Raw genomic sequence first — 20,549 nt, forward strand, 5'->3', positions numbered from 1 at the left:
AAACGTTCAAACGTTTCACTGTTCGCTCAGAAAAGGTCTGAACCGAACTGGCTACAGCTATAGAATGCAGCGAATGGATGCCATGACCTGCTGGCGTAAATGAGTTGACCGAAGTTGATTGGCCACCTGCCGGGCTTGATCGCCCTGCCCCAGCTGGGCATATTGCAGAGCGATCGCTTCTAGCAAACTGCCTCGATCGTCCTCCCTATCGATGACTGTGTAGCCCTCGGTCCCGAAGCGATCGACCTGGGATTCTTCGCCAGGGATGGTCTGCGCCACCTGGAAGGCTTGAGCCAAGATGGGCAGCGCGGCCTCGACCTGCTGCAAATCGCCATAGCGTTGGGCGATCGCCAGCAGGAGCTGAGCCTGACGGCTGGGTTCAGAGAGTTCGTTGACCACGGGCAGGGCCAGATCAAAACGGTTTTGCTGCAGCAGAGCTGTTGCACTTCTCTGCAAGCGCTCAATGCGTACCTCTGCGGGAGAGGTAGCCCGGGCGATCTGCAGCGCCCCGACATACTGCCTCGCCGCCATAAATACCTCAAAGGGTTGTTCGATGGTACCGACCCGCTGCAGCAGTTCGCGGGTGAGGTCGGCTTGCCCCATTTGGGCATAGACAACGGCAATGGCGACGAGGGCACCGGGCTCGATCGCCGCGCTTTGCGTCACCTCTTCGGGGAACTGGCGCTGATGAGTGGCGACCAGATCGTCTATGCTCTGCAACGTTTGCTGGAGCAAATTGTTGGCCCAGGTAGTTTGACCGGCCTGATGAGCGCTCAGCGCGATCGCCGCTAGCAGCCGAACCCGCAAGACGGGCCGATTGGCCAGGGGCAGCTGTTTGGCCCACGCCGCTGCCTGGTCGTATTGCCCCGTGGCCGCGTAGGCGGTGACGACACTGACTATTTGCTCATCTTGAGGGCCGTAGCTGATAGCCGCAAGCTGGCTCCAGGATTGACGAATCCAGTCAAATTGTTGGATGTCGATCGCCAGTTCCAGCAGGCTCCCTAAGGAAAAGCTTTGTTCCCAGGGGTCAGCGATCGCCTGAAGGTCACTCAACTGGCCTGACAGCCACGCCTCAACCACATCCTGCTGCCCGGCCTGGCTGTAAGCCACCATCACCGATTTAATCGACTCCTGTTGAGTGACCTTGAGCTGAGTTTGGGCCAGCTCAAGGGCTTCGTCCCGTTGCCCCAGCTGAAGGTAGGTGTCAACTAAGGTTCCAAAGACAAACTCTGCATTTAAGCCCGTAGCCGACTCGGCCTGCTCCCTGGCCTGGGCCATCACCCGAGCGGCATAGGCGGGCTGGTTAGCGTTGTGGTAGCCGATCGCCACCTTGCCCAGGGCCAAAATGCGCTGGGTCGCAGCAGGAATAGCTTGCGCTGTCGTCTCTGCCGCGCTCAGATTTCGCACAGTAATTGACCCTTCCACTATCCCCCGCAGCGCGATCGACCTCAGCTCATACTCATCGGGCAAATCGGCAGCAATGGCTTCGGCGGGTGCGAAGTGGCCAATGTGGGCATAGGTAGTTGCCATGCGCTGCAAAATAGATAGCTTCAGCCTCTCAGAGGTGCCGGGCGGAATTTGCTCAACCGCTCCCCCCACCTGGATCAGCACTACCAACGCCGAGGTTGTATCGCCCATGAATGCGTAGGTTTCAGCAATATCGATCAGCGCACTGGCGGTGAAATCGCTGCCGCGAATCAAGGTTGCTGCCTGCCGCGCCTGCTCTTGGGCTTGCCTAGCAGATGGGGTTTCACGCTGCTCTAAAACGGTGTAGTAGCGGGCAATCGCCGCGAGCGATCGCGCTTTGACATAGCTGTAGCCCGAGGGCAGCTGATTGGCCAACGCCAAAAACTGATCCAGGGTGGCCCGAAGCTGGGGCGATTCCCGTTCCGGGAGGCTACGCCAACGCGCCGCCTGATCACCTTGGGTCAATCGCTGCCACCGCGTCGTTGGGTAGCCCTCGTTAGCATCGAGCAACCACTGCTGTAGTAGATCTGCCTGCCGCCGCCCGTCTTGCAGCTGCCCAGCAATCGTCAAAGTCTCTTGTAACGATGACAGGGCCATATCGGGTTGAGCGCTTTCCATGGCAGACCGCACCTGATCCTCCGCCATGGCCAGCCGGTTTTGCAGGGGAGCATTGGGGTCGCAAACGGCAGTAGCCGCCGCTTGAGCCTGAGCTACATAAATGGGGTTGATGGCGTTTTCCAAAGGCGCGATCGCCAGCACACCCAACAATAAAACCGACTGAATAGAGCGAATCATGGTTGCCAGAGAATGGTTGGGTCAGAGGGAAGAGTGAGCGATCGCGAGGTCTATTCAACCGCTCGCCAAAAGACATAGGGGCGATCCACAGAAACCCTAGAGGCCAGCACCTCTCGCGTGCCGTCGCCGAGCAGATTGAGGGTAAAGCGCACCTGACCCCCGGCAAACTCGGCTTGATACATGGCCATTTGTTCAGCGCTAGCGCTGCCCGTGCAATCCCTAAACTCCGGACGTAGCGGGGCCGTAAACACCACCTGGTCAGCCGTGGCCGCCACCGGCTGGGCCGGAGCGGTAAGAGGTAAAAATCTGCGCTGCATAGAAACGGCGGAAGACAGGGGTGGAGGGTAACGGTGGGGCCGCTGGCCAAGGTTAGCAAGCGGCAAAAAGTCGCAGCATTCCACACCGTCAATCTTGTCCTAGGCCATGCGGAGCAGTGGGTTGAAATAGACGCTCGTTCAAAGTGGCACTGCTAAAGCGACACTGTCACCGTTGACAGAGGATTGGGCTGGTTTCACCGTTGCCTGCCCCTGGGCTGGCCAACCCCGCAACTTAAGTTACAGGTCTACCGCCCCCAGGCTTTTGAGGATGTCGATTTCGCTGGGAGAGAGACCAGTAATGCCGGTGATATTCATTGCTTCGTAGAGGCGATCGGGGCGCATGATGGCGAGGCATTCCCCAGTTTCCACATTCCACAGTCGAATGGTTTCATCAAGGCTGCAACTGGCCAGCATGGGGTAGCGGCTACCGGGGGCGGGGGTGGGCAGAAAAATGACGGCGGTGACGATTGAAGTATGGCCCTCGATCACCCGCAGGCAATTCCAGGTGGCGACATCCCAGACGCGGATAGTGCGATCGCTGCGACCGCTCACCAGCAGCGACCCGTCGGGGCTAAATACTAGCCCGCCGTGAATACCGGTGTGCCCCTCCAGTTTGTGGAGGAATTCCCCGGTTTCCACATTCCAAAGCTTGATGTCGGATAGGTTGCCGACAGTGGCCATCAGTGGCTCGTGAGGATGAATGGTAACCCCCCAGGTGTGGCCCTCTTGGCCACCGCCCACCCGCAGACTTGCGCCGGTTTCTACATCCCACCAGCGCAGAGCACCGTCGTTGCCAACGGTGACAAAATACTGACCCTGGGGCTCTACAGCTAGGCCCAACAGATAGGCGTCGGGGTCGAGCACGATGCTGCGCAGGCATTCGCCGCTGTCGCTATCCCAATAGCGAATGGTGGCGTCGGAGCTGGTGGCGCTGAGCAGGTAGCCTTGGGGCGTGTAGCCAAAGGCCTGAATCCACGAGTTGTTCTCGCGACGCAGGGTGTAGCGGCAGCGGCCCGTGGCCAACTCCCAAATATGTACTTCGCCGTTGAGGCTGGCGCTAGCCAGCAGATCGCCTCGGGGATGAAAGGCGACCTTCCAAATACTGCCTTCGTAGCCGGTGAAGGTTTGCACGCATTCACCGGCCTCGTTCCACAGGCGAATGGTGCCCCCCAGGCCGCCGCTGGCGATCAGGTGACGGTGGGGGTGACAGGCGATGGAGCGCAGTCCGGCGTTGCCGCCTTGGATGGTTTTGAGGCAGTGGCCGGAGATTGGGGTGGGGGTGGGGGAGTGGGAGGGTGGGAGGGTGGGAGGGTGGGAGGGTAGGAGGGTGGATGGGTGAAGGGGTGGGGGAGACTTGTGTGTCTGTTCAGGCGGCTGGGGAGAAGACGGAGTTACTGGGCGGCTGACGTCCCAGAAGCGGATGGTTTGGTCGATGCCGATGCTGACTAGGGCTTGGCCGGGGAGCCACTGGCCGTCGGGGGTGTTGCCGTTGATGAAGGCTGTGCCCCAAACGCTGTCGGTGTGGCCGGTGAGCACGGTGAGGCACTGGCCGGTAGCGACATCCCAGAGGCGGAGGGTGCGATCGCTGCTGGCGCTGGCGACCAGCTGGCCGTCGGGGCTGAAGTGAACGCCGCAGACTTCGGCGGTGTGGCCGCGCAGGGTGTGCAGGCAGGTGCCGGTGGCGATGTCCCAAATTTTGACGGTGTGGTCAAAGCTGGAGGTGGCAAAGCGATCGCCCCCTGGGTGCATGGCCAGCGTCCAGCACATGCCGATGTGCTCGGTCATAGTGTGCAGGCATTCACCGCTGTCGATATCCCACACTTTGACCAGGCCATCCTGGCCGCAGCTGACGAGGATGCGGCGGGGCGGTTCGCCGGGGGCCATGGCGATCGGGTGGGGGCCAAAGGCAATGCCGTTGGCGGGGCCGCTGTGCCCGGTGAGCGATTGCAGCACCTCACCCGTGCGCCAGTTCCACAACAGAATGGAGCGGCTGGTGTCGCCTAGGCTGCCAGCCAGCACGGTGCCGTCAGGACTAAAGGTCAGCCCCCAAGGGTGGTCGTAGTGCCAGGTTTGCAGGCAGTGGCCGGTGGCCATATCCCAAAATTTGACGCCCGTATCCATGCTGCCGGTGACCAGCACTTGCCCGTCTGGGCTAAAGGCTAGGGCAAAAATGTAGGTGCTGTGGGCCTGCATGATGAAGACCGGCAGCCCGGTAGAGGCCTGCCACACCTGCACCATGCCGTCTTCACCACCCATGGCAATGAAGTCACCGTCGGCACTGGCAATCAGCGCGTTGGGGTGGGGCACTGGCTCGGCAAAGCGGCAGGCGATTAGGTTGGCGTGGGCCAGATTGACCTGTTGCAGAGGCGTCTTTTGCAGGCCGGCCTGACGAATGGTCAGCCCCGAGAGGTCGTAGCCGGTGAGGTCGAGCTTGAGGTACTGCATCAGGTTGAGCAGGTTGCCGACCCCGTAGCTATAGCTTTGGGTAAAGGTCTGCCGCAGCAGGGTCAGCAGTTGCCGCATCTGGCGATCGAGGGCAGCGGTCGAATTAAAGCGAGCGCAGAGGTTTTGGGCAATGGGCTGCAAAATCAGCCGGGTCTGGCTATCGCGGATATATTCTTTGGCGGTGGCTTTGAGCAGGGCATAGCGGTCAATCAGCAGCCCCTCGGCTGGGGCCACCTGAGGCATAGCGATAATCTCGTCGCTGATCTGCTCAATCAGGCGCTCGGTCACATACTCCATCACCACGGGCTGCTGGGTAAAGCGGGCATGCTTTTGCTCGATCAGGCTGCGCCGCGCCAGCGACTCTAGGGTTTCGAGCAGGCGCTGCTTGGGGATGGCGGGCACGATGTCGGTCTGCAAATCGGCAATGGTTACCCAGTCGCGGTTGATCGCCAACCAGCCCATGATCTGCTGCTCTAGGGGCGCGAGGCGCTGGTACTGCTGGTCGAGCAGGCGGCGAATGCCGTTGAAAACGGTAGTTTCTTCCTGCACAAACGCATCGACATCGCCGCCAAACAGCTCGCGAATGGAGGTGGCGACGATCTTGAGCGCTAGGGGATTGCCGCTATAGCTGTTGAGCAGCTGGTAGCGTCCGGTGGGCGATCGCGACAGCCCAATCGCATCAAAAATTTGGTCAGTATCCGCCGGCGGTAGGCCGGGCAGAGTCAGCGATCGCACCGGCAGCGTCGCCCCCTCCATATCAGCTAGCACCGAGGGCTTTTCGCGGCTGGTCAGCACCACACAGCTCTGGTGGGGCAGCTCGCCCACCTGACGCAGCAGCTCGCCGTAGGCTTCGTAGCCCTCGCGGTAGGCCCCGGTCAGTTTTCCCTCTTGCAGCAGCGTTTCGCCGTTGTCGAGCACCAGCAGACAGCGCTGCTGCCGCAGGTAATGCATCAATCGCGAGAGCAGCGGCGCAACCGCCAGCGTCGAAGGGCTTTCCTGCTGACCCGAGAGCACCTGGATCAGATCGGTGAGCAGCAGCTCTAGGGGCGGGGCGTTGCGGAGGGTGCGCCAGATGATGGCGGAGAAGGGTGGATGGGTGAATGGGTGGGAGGGTGGATGGGTAGGCGAGTGGGAGGGTAGGGGGGTAGGGAGGGAATTTGCTGCTTGGTTTTCTAAGGCATCGGCTTTTGGCGGACTCATCCACCCATCCATCCTTCTACTCTCCCACCCATCTACCCTCCCACCCTCCCGCTCACTCAGCCTCTGCGCGAGCTTTACCGACAGCGCCGTCTTGCCGATGCCGCCCATGCCGAGGATGGCGACCAGACGGCAGCGATCGCGTTGAATCCACTGCGCTAGGGTGTCAAGCTCGGTGGCGCGGCCGTAGAAGAGGGAGGCGTCGATGGCTTCGCCCCAGTCAAGGGTAAGGGGGGTAGGGGGTGAAGGGGTGGAGGGGTAGGGGGTAGGGGGTTGGGATGTTGCTGGGGTTTCGGGTGGGGAGAGTTCGCCAGGGTTGGGGTGTTGGTAATCGGTGCGCTCTAGGAGTAGGTCGAAGGCGGCGAAGAATTGGTCGAGGGTTTGTTTGTCAACGCCGTTTTGACCGTCGAGCACGCGGGTGACGGTGCTGAGGGCGAGGCGGGTGCGATCGCTAATTTCTTCGAGGGTGAAGCGATCGCCGTTGTTGAGGGTTGCCTCTAGCTGTCGGCGTGCTGCATCCAGTTTGCGCTGGCCCGCTAGCGATAAAACTACTCCCCGACGGCGACTCTTTTTAGCGGGCATAGCGGGTCAAGGTGGATCAAAGAATAACAATCAGGCATACGGTCAGCCGCAGACCCAGGAATGTTACTTATTTTACGTCAGTTAACCGAGATAAGTTCGAGTTAAGCATGGGCTAGGGCGGCGACGTCGGGTTGGCCTTGACCATTGCACAACCCTGAATGCGCCGCTCCTTGAGCAGGCTCGACTAACTCGAAACTGATGCCTAACTAAGGGATCTAAGTGATCGCCTAACTATCCGTATCTTCTCTGGTGACAGCAAGGCTTTCTGACGATATTGGGGACATGGTTAAACACCAGGTCGGCTGAGTGAGGCAGCGCCAACCAAGACTGGCCGTGTAGGTTGCGTCTCTGCTTCACCAAGCCTCCCGGCAGGGAAATGTTCTGTCCAACCCCCTTTATCAATGCTGTAAGGAGAACTCCGATGACGATTACTCTGCAACGCCAACGCCCCATCTTTTTAGAGTCTGACGAGGGTCGAGCCTACCAGATGCTCACCCACACCATCACTCGCAAACTGACCTCCGTAGACACCAATGGTTACTACGCTCTAGCTGAACTCACCGATACCGCCGGTAGCGGTGCTCCCCTGCACAGCCACCCCTGGGAAGAAACGTTCTACGTCCTCGAAGGGGAGTTCGAAATGCTGATCGGCAACCAGCAGCAGATCTGCCCCGCAGGCAGCACTGCCCATGTGCCCGCCGGTGCAGTGCACGGTTTTAAGATTCTCTCCCCGGTGGGTCGCGCCCTGCTGTTGATTGCCCCAGCCTCTGCCGAAGCGTTTTATCTCGAAGTGAGCGATCGCGTCTCAGATCTCACCACCGATATGGAAACCATGCAGGAAATCTGCACCAAGTACGGTCTAGAACTGCGCTAACTCGCCTACTGCCACCCCTAGCAACTAAGGAGATTTCAATGATTCACCACATTTCTATCAGCGCTAACGATCCGCTCCACGTAGCCACCGTCATGGCCGAAATTTTTCAGGGCTATGTGATTCCCTTTCCGCCAAACCCAGGCAGCTACATGACCCTAGCCGCCGATGTCCATGGCACCGCGATCGAGGTCTACCCCACCGGATCAGAGATCTTTCCCGATAGCCACGAGGGTCAGGCAGGCTTTCAGCTAACTTCACAGCGGCCTCAGTACTCCGCATTTCACGCCGCTATTTCGGTGCCCATGAGCCTCGAAGAAATTGAGCGAATTGGCGATCGCGAAGGCTGGCGCGTACTCTTTGCCAACCGCGACGGCCTGTTTGACGTAGTCGAATTTTGGGTCGAAAACCGGCTCATGCTAGAGCTGCTCACTCCAGTCATGGCCGTTAAATACCAGGCCGTCTTTAGCCCCGAGCATCTGCCCGCCCTAGTCGATCAGTTCGCCCTCGCCCCAGCCCGCTAGTCCAGGCCAGCCGGATTCCCCCTCAGCTTTTACCGCCCCTGGCGATCGCCTTGAGCAAGACATTCCCTCGGCTAAGTTGAGTCCCCTCTCTCCTCAATACCCCACCCCCTCGATTAACCCATCACCACCCCCCACGAACTAACCCCCCGCCCCCTACCCCATCACTCCCCATCCATCCACCCTCCTACCCTCCCACCCATCCACCCCCTACCCCCTTACCCCCACGGAGCCCCCATGCGTCCTTTTCAAATTCTGCTCTACAGCACTAGCGCTGCCCTGGTGCTGCTCTCGGCCACTGGCTACTCTCAAGTGTCAGACATGGCGTTGGACAGCAATCCCCAGCCGATCGCGGGCATGGCCTCGGCCTCCGAAGACAACACCGACCCGTCTGTGATCGAAGGCGAGCCCCAGACCTTGGGCAACGGCACCGTGCGCACCTACGTTGCGCTAGACAGCCAAAACCATCCCCAAGAGGTGGGGGTGACGATCACAGCGGCGGCTCTAGCTGGGCTGCCCCAGGAGGGCACCGAACTCATCTTGCCCCTGCCCTTTCAGGCTGAATCTACGGCGATCGACCACATTGCTATCGACTGGCGGCCCCACGGGCACCCCCCCGAACCGATCTACGGCGATGCCCACTTCGATATTCACGCCTACACTCTGACCCCCGCTGAGCGCGAGGCCATTACTGCTCAGGGGGCCGACCTGGAGAAAGCCTACAAAACTCCGGCCCCAGAGTACATTCCGGCGGGTTACGTAATGGCCCCCGACAGTGCCGAACCCCGCATGGGGGCCCACTGGGCCGACCCCACGGCGGCAGAGTTTCAGGGCCATCCCCACGGCTTTGACCACACGCTGATCTACGGTTTTTATGAAGGGGCGATCGCCTTCATTGAACCCATGGTGTCCTTCGATTTTCTCCGCAGCCAACAGGATTTTGAAGGGGCCTTTGCCCTCCCCCAAAACTACGCCAAACCAGGGCTTTACCCCACCCGCTACCGCATCGCCTACAACGAAGCCGACCAGACCTATACCGTGGCGCTGACGGATTTTTGGCAGCCCTAGAAACAGGGCATGGTAGGGCGATCGCAAACTCGCCGTTCTGTCTGTTCTGTAACGCTCAACTGTTCTCACAGCTAAGCCGACCCCGTTGGGAATGCTACCCACGGACGTTAACTCAACGAAATCATCGTCTGTCAGGAAAGCCTGCGCCGCCGCTTGTAGCTATTGAAGCTGTGTAACAACCACTACATTTCACCTCTTGCCAAGGAGAGCCACCGATGACCCAAGCCATTCACAAGCCTGCTCAAACCCCAGTTGCAGACCCCAACCGAGCCTGGGCAAACAACTGGCCCGTCAAGACCCACGAACTGCATAGCCACCACTTTGACTCCACCATCTGGAATGACTTTCAGTTTCGCGACGACGACGTTGTAATTGCCACCTACGGCAAGTCTGGCACCACCTGGATGCAGCAGATTATCGCCCAGCTGATTTTTAACGGCCAGGAGGGGCTCAATGTCGGCGATATGTCGCCCTGGATGGATTTGCGGGTGCCCCCCGCCCCGGTGAAACTGGCCGCCATGGAGGCCCAAACCCACCGCCGCTTTCTCAAGACGCACCTGCCGGTGGATGCCCTGGTCTTTTCGCCTCAGGCGAAGTACATCTACATTGGCCGCGATGGTCGTGACGTGCTGTGGAGCCTCTACAACCACCACGCTAACGCCAATGACCTATTTTATGACCTGGTGAACAACACGCCAGGCTTAGTAGGGCCACCCCTCGAACCGCCTTGCAGCTCAATTCGGCAGTACTTCCATGACTGGTTGCAGGGCGACGGTTACCCCTTCTGGTCGCTGTGGGACAACATGCGATCGTGGTGGGAGGTGCGCCACTTGCCCAACGTGCTGATGGTGCACTACGCCCAGCTCAAGGCCGATCTGCCCGGTCAAATGCACCGCATTGCTGAATTTCTGGAAATTTCCGTAGACGAAGCCCAGTGGGACAGCATTGTAGAGCACTGCACCTTCGACTATATGAAGTGCCACGCTGAGCAGGTCGCGCCCCTGGCCGGTCAAATCTTTGCGGGTGGGGCCAAAACCTTTATCAACAAAGGCACCAATGGTCGCTGGCGCGACATTCTCACGGCTGAGGATATCGAATGGTATGAGTCTGTGGCCCAGGCCCAGCTCGGCAAAGATTGCGCCTACTGGCTAGCCAATGGCGAACTACCAGTAGGTTAGGCTTCTCTTGTAAAAGCTCAGTCACTGCGGTCAAAGCCACCCTAGCCAGACGCCTAGGGTGGCTTTGCCGTAGGGATGATGGAGCCGCACCTTTGATGCGGTTAGAGCAGAAATCGTCACGCTGCGATCGAATAATTCGAATTACTTTAGGTTGGGTAGTTTAGCTCCTGGTGGCTTTAGTTGTGGGCATTATGAACGGTATAGCGAGTAACTGTCGGTAGGAAAACGACTCTCAGCTGGACATGATGTAAACGCTAACAGCTGCTAGCTGCTAGCACTTCCTCGGCTAGGTTGGCATGGCTGAAACTCTTGACTATAGACCCCTGCGATCGCTCAACAATGACGATTTGCTTGCCCTAGAGGTCTGCAATCCCTATCCGATCCGCTTCATCAAGAGCATTCAGCCCCACGGCCTGTTGCTCTCCCTGAGCTACCCAGACCTGACGATCTTGCAGGTGAGCGCCAATGTCGAGACGCTGCTGCACCAGCCCCCCGCCGCGCTGATCGGGCAGCCCTTAACCGTGGTCTTTGCCGCCGCCGATATTGAGCTGCTGCGCCACTGCCTCGACCAAACCCAGGCGTCGGCCTACCTCACCCTAACCCACTCGACAACCGAGCAGTCCTTTGCGGTCAGCCTGCACTGGCAGCAAGAGACTGTGCTGATGGAGCTAGAGCCGCAGACCACCAACGAACCCATGTCGGAGGAGCTATGCTGCCAAATCAACACGGCGATCGCCGCCTTTGGCACCGCCTCAGACCTGCAGGCGCTGGTCGAGATTTTTGCCCACGAAATTCAGCGGTTGACCGGGTTTGACCGGGTAATGGTGTATCGCTTTCAGCCCGATCAGAGCGGGGTGGTGGTGGCGGAAGTCAACCGCAGCGACCACGAGAGCTATCTAGGGTTACACTACCCAGCCACCGATATCCCCCGCGAGGCGCGATCGCTGTTCTATGAAAACCCGCTCCGGTTTATTCCCAATCTCGACTATGTGCCCGTGCCGTTGGTACCGGAGGAGAACCCGGTCAAAGGCCCCCTAGACCTGGGTGCTGCCGAACTGCGGGGGGTATCGCTACCCCACATCGACTATTTACACCGCATGGGCGTCAGCACCTCCATGACTTTTTCGCTCACCGACGATCAGCGGTTGTGGGGGTTGGTGGCCTGCCATCACTACCAGCCCAAGCCGGTGCCCAAAATTACCCGCATGGCGTTTACGATGCTGGTCAAGGTGGCCAGCCTAGAGCTGATGCGGCACCAGGAGCAGGAGCGCAGCTATTACCAAGCCCAAAACAAAACCCTGCTGGGGCAGCTCGGCATCGCTATCAACGAAACCGAAGACGCGGTGCTCAAAACCCTCACCACCAATGCCAATCTGCTGTTGGATATGTTTGAGGCCGAGGGGGTTGCTCTGGTTTTAGATCAGGACTATGCCCTGGTGGGGTCTACTCCGGCCCAGGCCGAGGTCAAAGCCCTGATTGACTGGCTGGCCGAGCAGGGCGAAGACCAGGTGTTTGCCACCCCGGCGCTGGCGCAGGCGTACCCCCCAAGCGAGCAGTGGTCGGTAAAGTTAGCTGGGGTGCTGGCGATCTCGATCTTTCTGCAGCAGCCCCGGCCCGTGTCGTACCACATTTTGCTGTTTCGCCCCGAACAGATCGAAACGGTGCACTGGGCGGGTGAGCTGAGCGCCAGCGTCACCCTCGATGAGGCCGGAGAACCCAAGCTCTGCCCCCGCCATTCTTTCGACCTGTGGAAAGAATTGGTGAGGGAGCGATCGGTGGCCTGGTCGCCCCGGCAGCTCGAAGCAGCGGCCGATTTGCGCAGCACCCTCATGCTGGCCGTGCTGAACTTTTCGAATGTGGCCCTAGAGCAGGCGGCAGAGCGCGCCGAGGTGGCGAACCGGGCCAAGAGCGAGTTTTTGGCCAACATGAGCCATGAGATTCGCACACCGATGAACGCCGTGCTGGGGTTTACCGATCTGCTGCAAACCATTATTCAAAACCCGGTGGCGCTTGACTATCTAGAGGCGATTTCGTCTAGCGGCAAAACTCTGATGTCGCTGATTAATGACATTCTTGACCTGTCTAAAATCGAGGCGGGCCAGATGGATATCAAGCTGGAACCGACGGATATTACACTGTTGATCCAAGATATTCAGCACATTTTTCAGCAGAAGGCGGCGCAGAAGGGCATTCGGCTGCGGATGATTTTGGGCACGGGGCTGCCCAAGGCGCTGTGGCTAGACGAGGTGCGACTGCGGCAAATTTTGTTTAACTTGGTCGGCAATGCGCTGAAGTTTACCGAGCAGGGCCATGTCGATATCGAGGTGGCCTGTACGAGGTTGCCGGCGGTACCGGGTGAATCCTCGGTCAATCTAAAGATCTCTGTGGCCGATACGGGCATTGGCATTGCCGAAGCCGACCAGCAGCGAATTTTTAATGCCTTCACCCAGAGCTACGGCCAGAGCGATCGCAAGTTTGGCGGCACTGGGCTGGGGCTGGCGATCACCTATCGGCTCACCCAGCTGATGGGCGGCACTATTGACGTCGAGAGTCAGCTGGGGCGGGGGAGCACATTTATCTGTGAGTTTAATCGAGTGGCGATCGCCCCTGAGGGTAGCTCCCAGCCGACGGCGGCCGAGGCTGAAACCGATTTAAACCAGTGGGCACCGCTCAAAATTTTGGTAGTAGACGATGCTCGGTCAAACCAGGATTTGATTGCGGGCTACTTTCGCAATACCCACCATCGTCTGTTGTTTGCCGAGAACGGATTGGAGGGGGTGCAGATGGCGCAGACGCACCTGCCCGATTTGATTTTGCTCGATCTGCGCATGCCGCTGATGGATGGGCAGGCGGCAGCCCTGGCCCTAAAGCAGCATGAGCTAACCCGCTCGATTCCGATTATTTTGATTACGGCTTCGCTCAGCTATGAGGGCGAAGCCATGCTCGCCAACGACCTGTACGACGGGTTGCTGCACAAGCCCGTCAAGCGCCAGCAGCTCCTAGAGTTGATGCAGCGCGTGGTGGGCGCTGGGGTGCTCCCCACCTTGGAGAGACGCTCTAGCACCCAGGCCGCGAATCCTGGTGCGGTGGCTCTGGCGACCCTGACTCCAGAGCGGCTGTTGGCGTTGCTCACCCAGCTCCAGGCGATCGCCGCTGACTGCTGGCAACCGCTGCGGCAAACCCTGGAAACGCGATCGCTCGAAACCTTTGTCGAACGGCTGCAAGGGGCGCTCGTGGTTTACCCCTACCCACCGCTGTCTGACTACCTGACCACTCTGACGACGCAGCTAGAAGAGTTTGATTGGGAACATTTGCCCCACACCGTGAATGCGTTTGCGCCCCTGCTAGAGACGCTGACTCACCAGGTCGCGGCTTTGGGTGAGGCTCCTGCCAATGGTTAACCCTCCGGTGTTTGAGCCTGCTCAGTGCCTGATTATGGCCGTCGACGACGTGCCCGCCAATCTCAAGATTTTGCAGAAGGTGCTGGACACGGTGGGCTATCGCACCACCTTTGCCACTCGCGGGCAGCAGGTTTTAGACCGGCTAAACGACGTCAAACCCGACTTGATTTTGCTCGATCTGATGATGCCAGAAATGAGTGGCATCGACGTGTGCGCCCAGCTCCAGCAGAATCTGTCAACGGCACATATTCCCGTTATTTTCTTGACGGCTAGCCATGAAATTGAGCATTTGGCCCAGGCTTTTGAATGTGGCGCAGTCGACTATGTCACCAAGCCTTTCAACGTAGTCGAGCTGCTAGCCCGCATTCGCACCCACTTAGAGCTGAGCCAGCTGCGCAAACGAGCCCAGTTTCAAGCCCAGTGGGAGGCGATTTCGCGGCAGATCGTGCAGGACATTCACGCCTCTATCCATCTACAAGACATTCTCAACAACACCGTCAAGGCCATTCAGCAGTTGCTGACGGCGCGTCGGGTGATGGTTTACCGCTCCTGCGACCCCCAGGGCTGCAAACTGCTGGCGCTTTCTGGCGACGGTCTGTCCTCAGAACTCTGCGTTCAAGGGCTGGGCTGCCCCTACCTAGAGCACCACCCTCCGGTGGTGCCCAACCTCACCAAGCAGCAGATTTCTCTGATCGAAGCGGCTCCGCTCCCTCCCCCCACCGCGCCATCTTCCTGTAGGTCCGATGTTCCCCAAGAGTTGTATTTGCCAATTCACCAGCAGGGTCAGCTGTGGGGCGGCTTGGTGGTGCAAAATGATCCCTGCGCCCGCTCCTGGGCTCAGCAAGAGGTCGAGACCTTGACCCTAATTGTGCAGCAGCTCGAAATTTCGATTCAGCATGCCGAGCTGCATCAGCGCTTGAGCGCGGCCAACCAGGAGCTAGAGCGTATCTCAAATACCGATGGGCTGACGCAAATTGCCAATCGACGCTGCTTTGATCGGCGGCTAACGCGAGAATGGCGGCGTCTACAGCGGGAAAAGCAATCTCTAGCACTGATTCTATGCGATATCGACTACTTTAAGCAGTTTAACGACACCTATGGCCACCCCAGCGGCGACACCTGCCTGGTAGCGGTGGCCCAGGCGCTTCAGAGCTGCCTGAAGCGCCCCGCCGACCTGGTAGCTCGCTATGGGGGTGAAGAGTTTGTGGTGCTCTTACCCAATACTGAGCTGGCGGGTGCCATTGGGGTGGTCGAGCAGATGCAAGGCGCAATCGCTAAAGTGGCGATCGCCGACGCCCCCACCCACCGACTTACCCTGAGTTTTGGCATCTATGCGGCGGTGCCCCAGCATGGCACCCAGGCTACCGCTGCCCTGGCCTTGGCCGACCGGGCGCTCTATGCCGCCAAGCAGGCTGGGCGCAATCAATACGTCATCGCCCCAGATATAAGCGTCGCCAGCTCAATCGAGACATCGCCTTAATCTAACCGTTCAAATGGTTGAACGCTTTTAGAGCGGCTTAATGTCCTCACACAAAAGCGTCTCTCGTAGGGGCAAACGGCCGTGCCCCTACCCAAAGCCATGCTTCAAGTCAGCAACACCAAATCTTGCGACTGCTGCCTACTTTGCTGCCAGCGCATCTCGCAGGGGTTTGGTCATCCAATTTAGCCCGACGCGCACCTGGTGCGAGAACGTCGGCATGCGGTAGAGGTAGGCCAAGCGTCGAGCCACGTGGGCCAGCTCGCCGTCGAGCTGAATGCCCAACCCGGTGAGGGTGGCGCGGCTGGTGCCAAGGGTGAGCATTTCGCCCATGTGGCGGTAGCGGAAGGGCAGCTGGGGGCGATCGCTAAGCTCGGCCCAGATATTCCACCCGACAAAGTCGGCCTGTTGCAGCGCGACCTGGGCCGTGGTGGGCACCTGCTGAGCCTCGGCATCGCGGCAGTCGGCCACATCGCCCAGGGCATAGACGCCGGGGACATCGATCGCCTCTAGGGTGGGCTTCACCACCACCTGCTGGCGCTCGTTGTGCTTGAGGGGCAGGTCGGCAATGACGGGGTTGACCTGGGTACCCACAGTCCACAGCACCAGATCGACCGGCAAAATGTCGGTTTGCTCGCGGAAGGTGAGGCTGATGGTGTCGGTGGTGACGTTGTCTACGGTGGTTTCGAGATCGATCCACACTCCCAGGTCAGAGAGCACCTTTTGGGACACCTCGCGGTTATATTCAGGCGAGGTGCGGAGAATCGTGTCGGTGCTTTCGATCAAGCGTACTCGGCCTCGTTCCCCCAAATGTTCCGCTACTTTGCAGGCTAGCTCGACACCGCTATAGCCGCCGCCCACCACCGCCACGCGAATTTTCTCAGCGTTGGAAGCTTCAAGCAGGCGCAGCCGTTCCTTTAAGTGGTAGGCATCTTCCAGGGTGCGGAAGGCATGGGCATGCTCGGCCACACCTGGGGCCATGTGCATTGGGGTGTTGCCGCCCAGGGCCAGAACCAGGCGATCGTAGGTAAGTGTCACTCCGTCGCTGAGGCTGACGCGGTGCTGATCGAGGTCGATGCCGGTGACTTCTGCCTGACGAAACTGCACCGCAGTACCGGCCAGCAACTCGGCGTAAGGCGGAGCCACTTCCCAAGTTTGCAGTTCGTCGGTGACCAGCTCGTAGAGCAAGGGCAGGAAGAGGAAGCGATCGCGGTGGTCAACCAGAGTAATCGTTGGTGGGGTACCCTCCCACGGCAGCTGGCTGAGGCGCAGAGCGGTGTAGAGGCCGCCAAAGCCACCGCCGAGGATACAAATTTGCTGGGGAGCGTCTGCCATAGTGAAAAGCCGTGATACCTCTTCTACCTTCTAACTCAAAATGGAAAGAGTCATCCTGCTTTGCGGAGATTTCTTTTGGCTACAGTGACCGACTTGAGCAGCCGCTCTCCCCGCCAAGAGGCCCTGGCCGGGGCGCGAGACATTGTTCCCCTGGTAGTGGGGGCGATTCCCTTTGGCATTATCTTTGGCACTCTGGCCCAGGGCAGCGGCCTATCGTTTGGGGCAACGATCGGCATGTCGGCCTTTGTATTTGCCGGGTCATCGCAGTTTATTGCCCTGGGGCTACTGGCGGCGGGCAGCACCCTACCGTTGATCGTGCTCACCACGGTGGTCGTGAACCTGCGCCACATGCTTTACGCCGCCAGCCTGCTACCTTACGTGCAGCGCTCCTCCCAGCGGTGGAAAGCGGTGATTGGCTTCTTTTTGACGGATGAAGCCTTTGCGATCGCCATTCGCCGCTATGTGCAGCCCGACCCTAGCCCCCACAAGCACTGGTACTACTTGGGTGCAGCGGTCACGATGTACGGCAACTGGATTCTCTGCACCTGGCTGGGGCTAACGGTGGGTCAGCTAATCCCCAACGCGGCTGCTTGGGGGCTAGATTTTGCCATGGTGGCGACCTTCATCGGCATGATCGTTCCCTACGCGACGACGCGACCGATGGTAGGAGCGATTCTCGTTGCCGGAATTGTGGCCGTGCTAGCGAACGGATTGCCCCACAAATTGGGACTGATGGTGGCGGCGATCGCAGGCGTCACCAGCGGCTACTGGCTCGAAACCCAGCTCACTCCCAGACCCAAGTCCAAAAGATAACGTCTGCCCAATTCAAAATTCAAAGTTCAAAATTTTCTATGAATGACTGGCTTCTCGTCGCCTCCATGGCCCTGGTAACCTTCGTTATTCGCTATGTGCTGCTGGCCTTTAGCGGGCGCATTCAGCTGTCGCCGACCGTGGTGCGGGCGCTGGGCTACGTGCCCCCGGTGGTGCTGACGGCGATCGTCGTCCCCGCAGTGGTGCTGCCCGATGGTGAGACGCTGTGGCTGGGCTGGCAGAATGCACGACTGGTGGGGGCGATCGCCTGCGTCGTCCTCGCTCTCTGGCGCAAAAACCTGCTGCTCACCATCGCGGGCGGCATGGCCGCATTCTGGGGCTGGCAGTGGCTGGTGGGCTGAGCCACAGAGCATCTGATTACCAACCCACCGAATCTACGTAGGCCTGGATAATACTGACAGCGCAGTTGACGCCATCCTCAGCGCGAATGGTTTCTCCTAGGGCTCTGGCTTTTGCGGCCATGGTTGGGTTGCTCAATACCTGCTTGATCGCAGCAGCCAGATTTTGCGCCGTCAGATTTTGAATGGGGATGGGCGGCGGCGCAACCCCAAGCTGAGTGAGGCGGTTTGCCCAAGCAGGCTGGTCGCCAAAAAAAGGCACCGTTATAGCGGGTAAACCAGCCCGCAGCCCAGCCGCGGTTGTTCCTGAGCCGCTGTGGTGCACCACAGCCGACACCTGAGGAAACAGCCAGTCGTGGGGAATGGATGGAGCGGCGTAAACCCGGTCAGTCAATTGCCCCGCTTGGGTGAGCCCCCAGCCGGCCAGCAGCACCGCCCTAACGTTGGCTCGATCTACCGCTTCTAGCAACAGCTGAAGCATCGCCTGCTCATCGGCAACCGCCATACTGCCAAAGCCAAGGGCAATCGTCGGAGTAGAACTTTCTCCCTGAGACTGGGCGAGAAAGTTTTGCAAGTCTGGGGACGGCTGGTAGGGTTGAGACGCTTGAGGAAAGCAGTAGCCGGTCACATGCACCGAATGGGATGACTGAGCCCAGTCGGCAGGGCGGGGAATGACGGCTTCGCTGTAGAGGTGCAAAATTGGCACCTGCTGCAACTGTTTGGGATGGTGAGCGCGGTACCGAGGGCCAAGCGGCGGCAGCGTTGGTAGCTGATGTCTCTCCCGAAAGGCTTCTAGGGTAGGGCGATCGCGTACCCAGCCCAAAACATCCACCAGTCGATAACTGGCCCAATTCAGCGCTGACTGCACTGGATTGACGCTCGTTGGGATGTCGCCAAACCCAAGAAACGGGAACAGCCCGGTTTCTACGATGGGGAGACTGGCCGCAACAATCAGCGGCAGATTCAGCGCTTCGGCGACGTGATAGCTCCACAGCGCCAGTGGCCCCGCGATGATGGCCTGACTGCCTTGGGCCGCCGCCAAAACCTGCTCTAGCTGTCTCGGCAAATTCTTGGCAAACTGGGGCGCTTGTTCCCAGGGCAGAAACTCGCCCCTCAAAAACCGCTGTCCCTCCTGCGATCGAAAGAATGCCCGATAGTCTCCCGCCAGGGGCGCAACCTCTATACCGTAGGATTCCACCAAGTCTGTGAAGGCCTCGTGGGTGACAACAGTAGGTTGGTATCCGGCTTGCAGAAGACCCTGAGCTAGAGCGAGCATGGGCATACAGTCGCCCGTAGATCCGAGCGCAACCAGGGTAATTTTTGAGATAGGCATAGCGCTAAGGATCCGGCAATACAAGCGCCTTTACTGTAGCAGCCGCTGAACTGTAGCTGTGGCCATAGCCCAGTTAGAGAAGCGGCAAGAATTACGTAATATTGAACACCAACACCCCAGTGCCTTAGACCTATAGTGCTCTTCGACTTTCGAGTCAGGTTGTTCCAGAGAGAAATCAGCATGAGTGGACTTGGTGGCCTAAACAAATCTCCTAACGGCGTGGTGCTGGGCATGGTGCAACTGCAACTGCCCAACGTCGTCACCCCCGGCGATCTCGCCGCCCAAACCCAGCGCATTTGCGAAATGGTTGCCAAAGCCCGCCGCAACATGCCCACGATGGACCTGGTGGTGTTCCCCGAATATTCGCTCCACGGGCTGTCGATGGACACCAACCCTGCGATCATGTGCAGTCTGGATGGCCCCGAAGTCGGCGCCTTTCGCCAGGCCTGCATCGACAACGACATCTGGGGCTGCTTCTCGATTATGGAGTACAACCCCGACGGCAACCCCTACAACAGCGGCCTGATTATCGATAACCAGGGCTCAATCAAGCTCTACTACCGCAAGCTCCACCCCTGGATTCCTGTAGAGCCGTGGGAACCTGGAAATGTGGGTATTCCCGTCTGTGACGGTCCCAACGGCAGCAAACTGGCACTGATCATCTGCCACGACGGTATGTTCCCCGAAATAGCCCGCGAGTGCGCCTATAAGGGAGCCGAGATCATGATTCGCACGGCAGGCTACACGGCCCCCATTCGCCACTCGTGGCAGATCACCAACCAGGCCAACGCTTTTTGCAACCTGATGGTGACGGCGTCGGTGTGCATGTGCGGCAGCGACGGTAGCTTCGACTCCATGGGCGAAGGTATGATCGTCAACTTCGACGGCACGCCGCTGGTGATGGGCAGCCACCGCCCCGACGAAATCATCACCGCTGAGGTGCGCCCCGACCTGGTGCGCGAGGCCCGTATTCACTGGGGAGTGGAGAACAACATTTACCAGTTTGGCCATCGCGGTTATGTAGCGGTCAAAGGCGGTGCCCAAGACTGTCCCTACACCTATATGAAGGACATGGTGAAAGAGCGCTACCGCCTGCCCTGGGAGGATGAGGTAGTGCACCAAGACGGCACCGCCTGCGGTTTTCCGGTGCCTACCCGCGACTACAAGGGCGAAGAATTATCGCCGGTCTTGAACTAAGGTAGCGGCTAGTTTCTATCCCAAAAGGGTGTAGCGGTATAGGGTGCAGGGTTTATGGCGGACCTTATACCTTATACCCCATACATCACACCCCGATCGCCCTAATAAATCTCTCCCATTTATGCCCGACTTCTGCCCTTTTACAGACGGCAGCGCTGCCTGAGCGGCCTACAGTATGGGCGTAGAAGTGGAGAAA

14 protein-coding genes are annotated in these 20,549 nt (G+C 59.3%); 9 read left to right on the plus strand and 5 right to left on the minus strand.

Annotated features, from left to right (window positions below):
* Positions 1-57: 57 nt before the first annotated feature.
* The 3 genes from H6F59_RS13330 to H6F59_RS13340 form a co-directional block, all read right to left on the minus strand.
* A complete protein-coding gene (locus H6F59_RS13330) occupies positions 58-2,262 on the minus strand; it encodes a hypothetical protein (protein ID WP_190700441.1) in 2,205 nt (734 codons plus the stop codon).
* A gap of 50 nt (positions 2,263-2,312) precedes the next feature.
* Complete coding sequence (locus H6F59_RS13335; RefSeq protein WP_190700445.1) at positions 2,313-2,579, minus strand: hypothetical protein; 267 nt, start codon at positions 2,577-2,579, stop codon at positions 2,313-2,315.
* A 237-nt stretch (positions 2,580-2,816) separates the two neighbouring features.
* Entirely contained in the window at positions 2,817-6,803 is a 3,987-nt protein-coding gene (locus H6F59_RS13340) for a WD40 repeat domain-containing protein (protein ID WP_190700450.1), read from the minus strand.
* A gap of 421 nt (positions 6,804-7,224) precedes the next feature.
* On the opposite strand from H6F59_RS13340, the gene H6F59_RS13345 reads away from it, so the two are divergent.
* The 6 genes from H6F59_RS13345 (at position 7,225) to H6F59_RS13370 (ending at position 15,322) form a co-directional block, all read left to right on the plus strand.
* Complete coding sequence (locus H6F59_RS13345) at positions 7,225-7,677, plus strand: cupin domain-containing protein (RefSeq protein ID WP_190700454.1); 453 nt, start codon at positions 7,225-7,227, stop codon at positions 7,675-7,677.
* A gap of 38 nt (positions 7,678-7,715) precedes the next feature.
* Positions 7,716-8,198: a hypothetical protein gene (locus tag H6F59_RS13350; RefSeq protein WP_190700459.1), complete on the plus strand. Its 483-nt coding sequence runs from the start codon at positions 7,716-7,718 to the stop codon at positions 8,196-8,198.
* A 234-nt stretch (positions 8,199-8,432) separates the two neighbouring features.
* Positions 8,433-9,263 carry a DUF5602 domain-containing protein gene (locus H6F59_RS13355; protein WP_190700461.1) on the plus strand — a complete coding sequence of 277 codons (831 nt, stop codon included), beginning with the start codon at positions 8,433-8,435 and terminating at the stop codon, positions 9,261-9,263.
* Positions 9,264-9,478: 215 nt separating this feature from the next.
* Positions 9,479-10,441: a sulfotransferase domain-containing protein gene (locus H6F59_RS13360; RefSeq protein WP_190700465.1), complete on the plus strand. Its 963-nt coding sequence runs from the start codon at positions 9,479-9,481 to the stop codon at positions 10,439-10,441.
* Positions 10,442-10,737: 296 nt separating this feature from the next.
* Positions 10,738-13,842 (plus strand): ATP-binding protein, encoded by a 3,105-nt coding sequence (locus H6F59_RS13365; RefSeq protein ID WP_190700470.1) that lies wholly within the window; start codon positions 10,738-10,740, stop codon positions 13,840-13,842.
* The gene (locus tag H6F59_RS13370; RefSeq protein WP_190700489.1) at positions 13,835-15,322 is read left to right on the plus strand and encodes a diguanylate cyclase domain-containing protein; all 1,488 of its coding nucleotides are present in this window, start codon (positions 13,835-13,837) and stop codon (positions 15,320-15,322) included. The genes H6F59_RS13365 and H6F59_RS13370 overlap by 8 nt, the downstream gene beginning before the upstream one ends.
* A gap of 138 nt (positions 15,323-15,460) precedes the next feature.
* On the opposite strand, the gene H6F59_RS13375 is transcribed toward H6F59_RS13370, so the two are convergent.
* Positions 15,461-16,654 (minus strand): NAD(P)/FAD-dependent oxidoreductase, encoded by a 1,194-nt coding sequence (locus H6F59_RS13375; protein ID WP_190700493.1) that lies wholly within the window; start codon positions 16,652-16,654, stop codon positions 15,461-15,463.
* Positions 16,655-16,729: 75 nt separating this feature from the next.
* On the opposite strand from H6F59_RS13375, the gene H6F59_RS13380 reads away from it, so the two are divergent.
* Together H6F59_RS13380 and H6F59_RS13385 are read left to right on the plus strand one after the other, a co-directional pair.
* The gene (locus H6F59_RS13380; protein WP_190700496.1) at positions 16,730-17,467 is read left to right on the plus strand and encodes an AzlC family ABC transporter permease; all 738 of its coding nucleotides are present in this window, start codon (positions 16,730-16,732) and stop codon (positions 17,465-17,467) included.
* Between the two features lie 38 nt (positions 17,468-17,505).
* Complete coding sequence (locus H6F59_RS13385) at positions 17,506-17,826, plus strand: AzlD domain-containing protein (RefSeq protein ID WP_190516716.1); 321 nt, start codon at positions 17,506-17,508, stop codon at positions 17,824-17,826.
* Between the two features lie 16 nt (positions 17,827-17,842).
* On the opposite strand, the gene H6F59_RS13390 is transcribed toward H6F59_RS13385, so the two are convergent.
* Positions 17,843-19,156, minus strand: coding sequence for a glycosyltransferase (locus H6F59_RS13390; RefSeq protein WP_190700499.1), 1,314 nt, complete (start codon positions 19,154-19,156; stop codon positions 17,843-17,845).
* Between the two features lie 180 nt (positions 19,157-19,336).
* Here H6F59_RS13390 and H6F59_RS13395 point away from each other — a divergent pair, with 180 nt between their 5' ends.
* Complete coding sequence (locus H6F59_RS13395; protein WP_190700502.1) at positions 19,337-20,353, plus strand: formamidase; 1,017 nt, start codon at positions 19,337-19,339, stop codon at positions 20,351-20,353.
* Positions 20,354-20,549: the final 196 nt, after the last annotated feature.

It is taken from the genome of Nodosilinea sp. FACHB-141, from assembly GCF_014696135.1.
In the GTDB taxonomy this organism is placed as follows: domain Bacteria; phylum Cyanobacteriota; class Cyanobacteriia; order Phormidesmidales; family Phormidesmidaceae; genus Nodosilinea.

What these genes read in the sequence shown, in the direction of transcription:
- H6F59_RS13330 (WP_190700441.1), bottom strand. Translation starts at nt 2,262, where the DNA reads ATGATTCGCTCTATTCAGTCGGTTTTATTGTTGGGTGTGCTGGCGATC.
- H6F59_RS13335 (WP_190700445.1), bottom strand. Translation starts at nt 2,579, where the DNA reads ATGCAGCGCAGATTTTTACCTCTTACCGCTCCGGCCCAGCCGGTGGCG.
- H6F59_RS13340 (WP_190700450.1), bottom strand. Translation starts at nt 6,803, where the DNA reads ATGCCCGCTAAAAAGAGTCGCCGTCGGGGAGTAGTTTTATCGCTAGCG.
- H6F59_RS13345 (WP_190700454.1), top strand. Translation starts at nt 7,225, where the DNA reads ATGACGATTACTCTGCAACGCCAACGCCCCATCTTTTTAGAGTCTGAC.
- H6F59_RS13350 (WP_190700459.1), top strand. Translation starts at nt 7,716, where the DNA reads ATGATTCACCACATTTCTATCAGCGCTAACGATCCGCTCCACGTAGCC.
- H6F59_RS13355 (WP_190700461.1), top strand. Translation starts at nt 8,433, where the DNA reads ATGCGTCCTTTTCAAATTCTGCTCTACAGCACTAGCGCTGCCCTGGTG.
- H6F59_RS13360 (WP_190700465.1), top strand. Translation starts at nt 9,479, where the DNA reads ATGACCCAAGCCATTCACAAGCCTGCTCAAACCCCAGTTGCAGACCCC.
- H6F59_RS13365 (WP_190700470.1), top strand. Translation starts at nt 10,738, where the DNA reads ATGGCTGAAACTCTTGACTATAGACCCCTGCGATCGCTCAACAATGAC.
- H6F59_RS13370 (WP_190700489.1), top strand. Translation starts at nt 13,835, where the DNA reads ATGGTTAACCCTCCGGTGTTTGAGCCTGCTCAGTGCCTGATTATGGCC.
- H6F59_RS13375 (WP_190700493.1), bottom strand. Translation starts at nt 16,654, where the DNA reads ATGGCAGACGCTCCCCAGCAAATTTGTATCCTCGGCGGTGGCTTTGGC.
- H6F59_RS13385 (WP_190516716.1), top strand. Translation starts at nt 17,506, where the DNA reads ATGAATGACTGGCTTCTCGTCGCCTCCATGGCCCTGGTAACCTTCGTT.
- H6F59_RS13390 (WP_190700499.1), bottom strand. Translation starts at nt 19,156, where the DNA reads ATGCCTATCTCAAAAATTACCCTGGTTGCGCTCGGATCTACGGGCGAC.
- H6F59_RS13395 (WP_190700502.1), top strand. Translation starts at nt 19,337, where the DNA reads ATGAGTGGACTTGGTGGCCTAAACAAATCTCCTAACGGCGTGGTGCTG.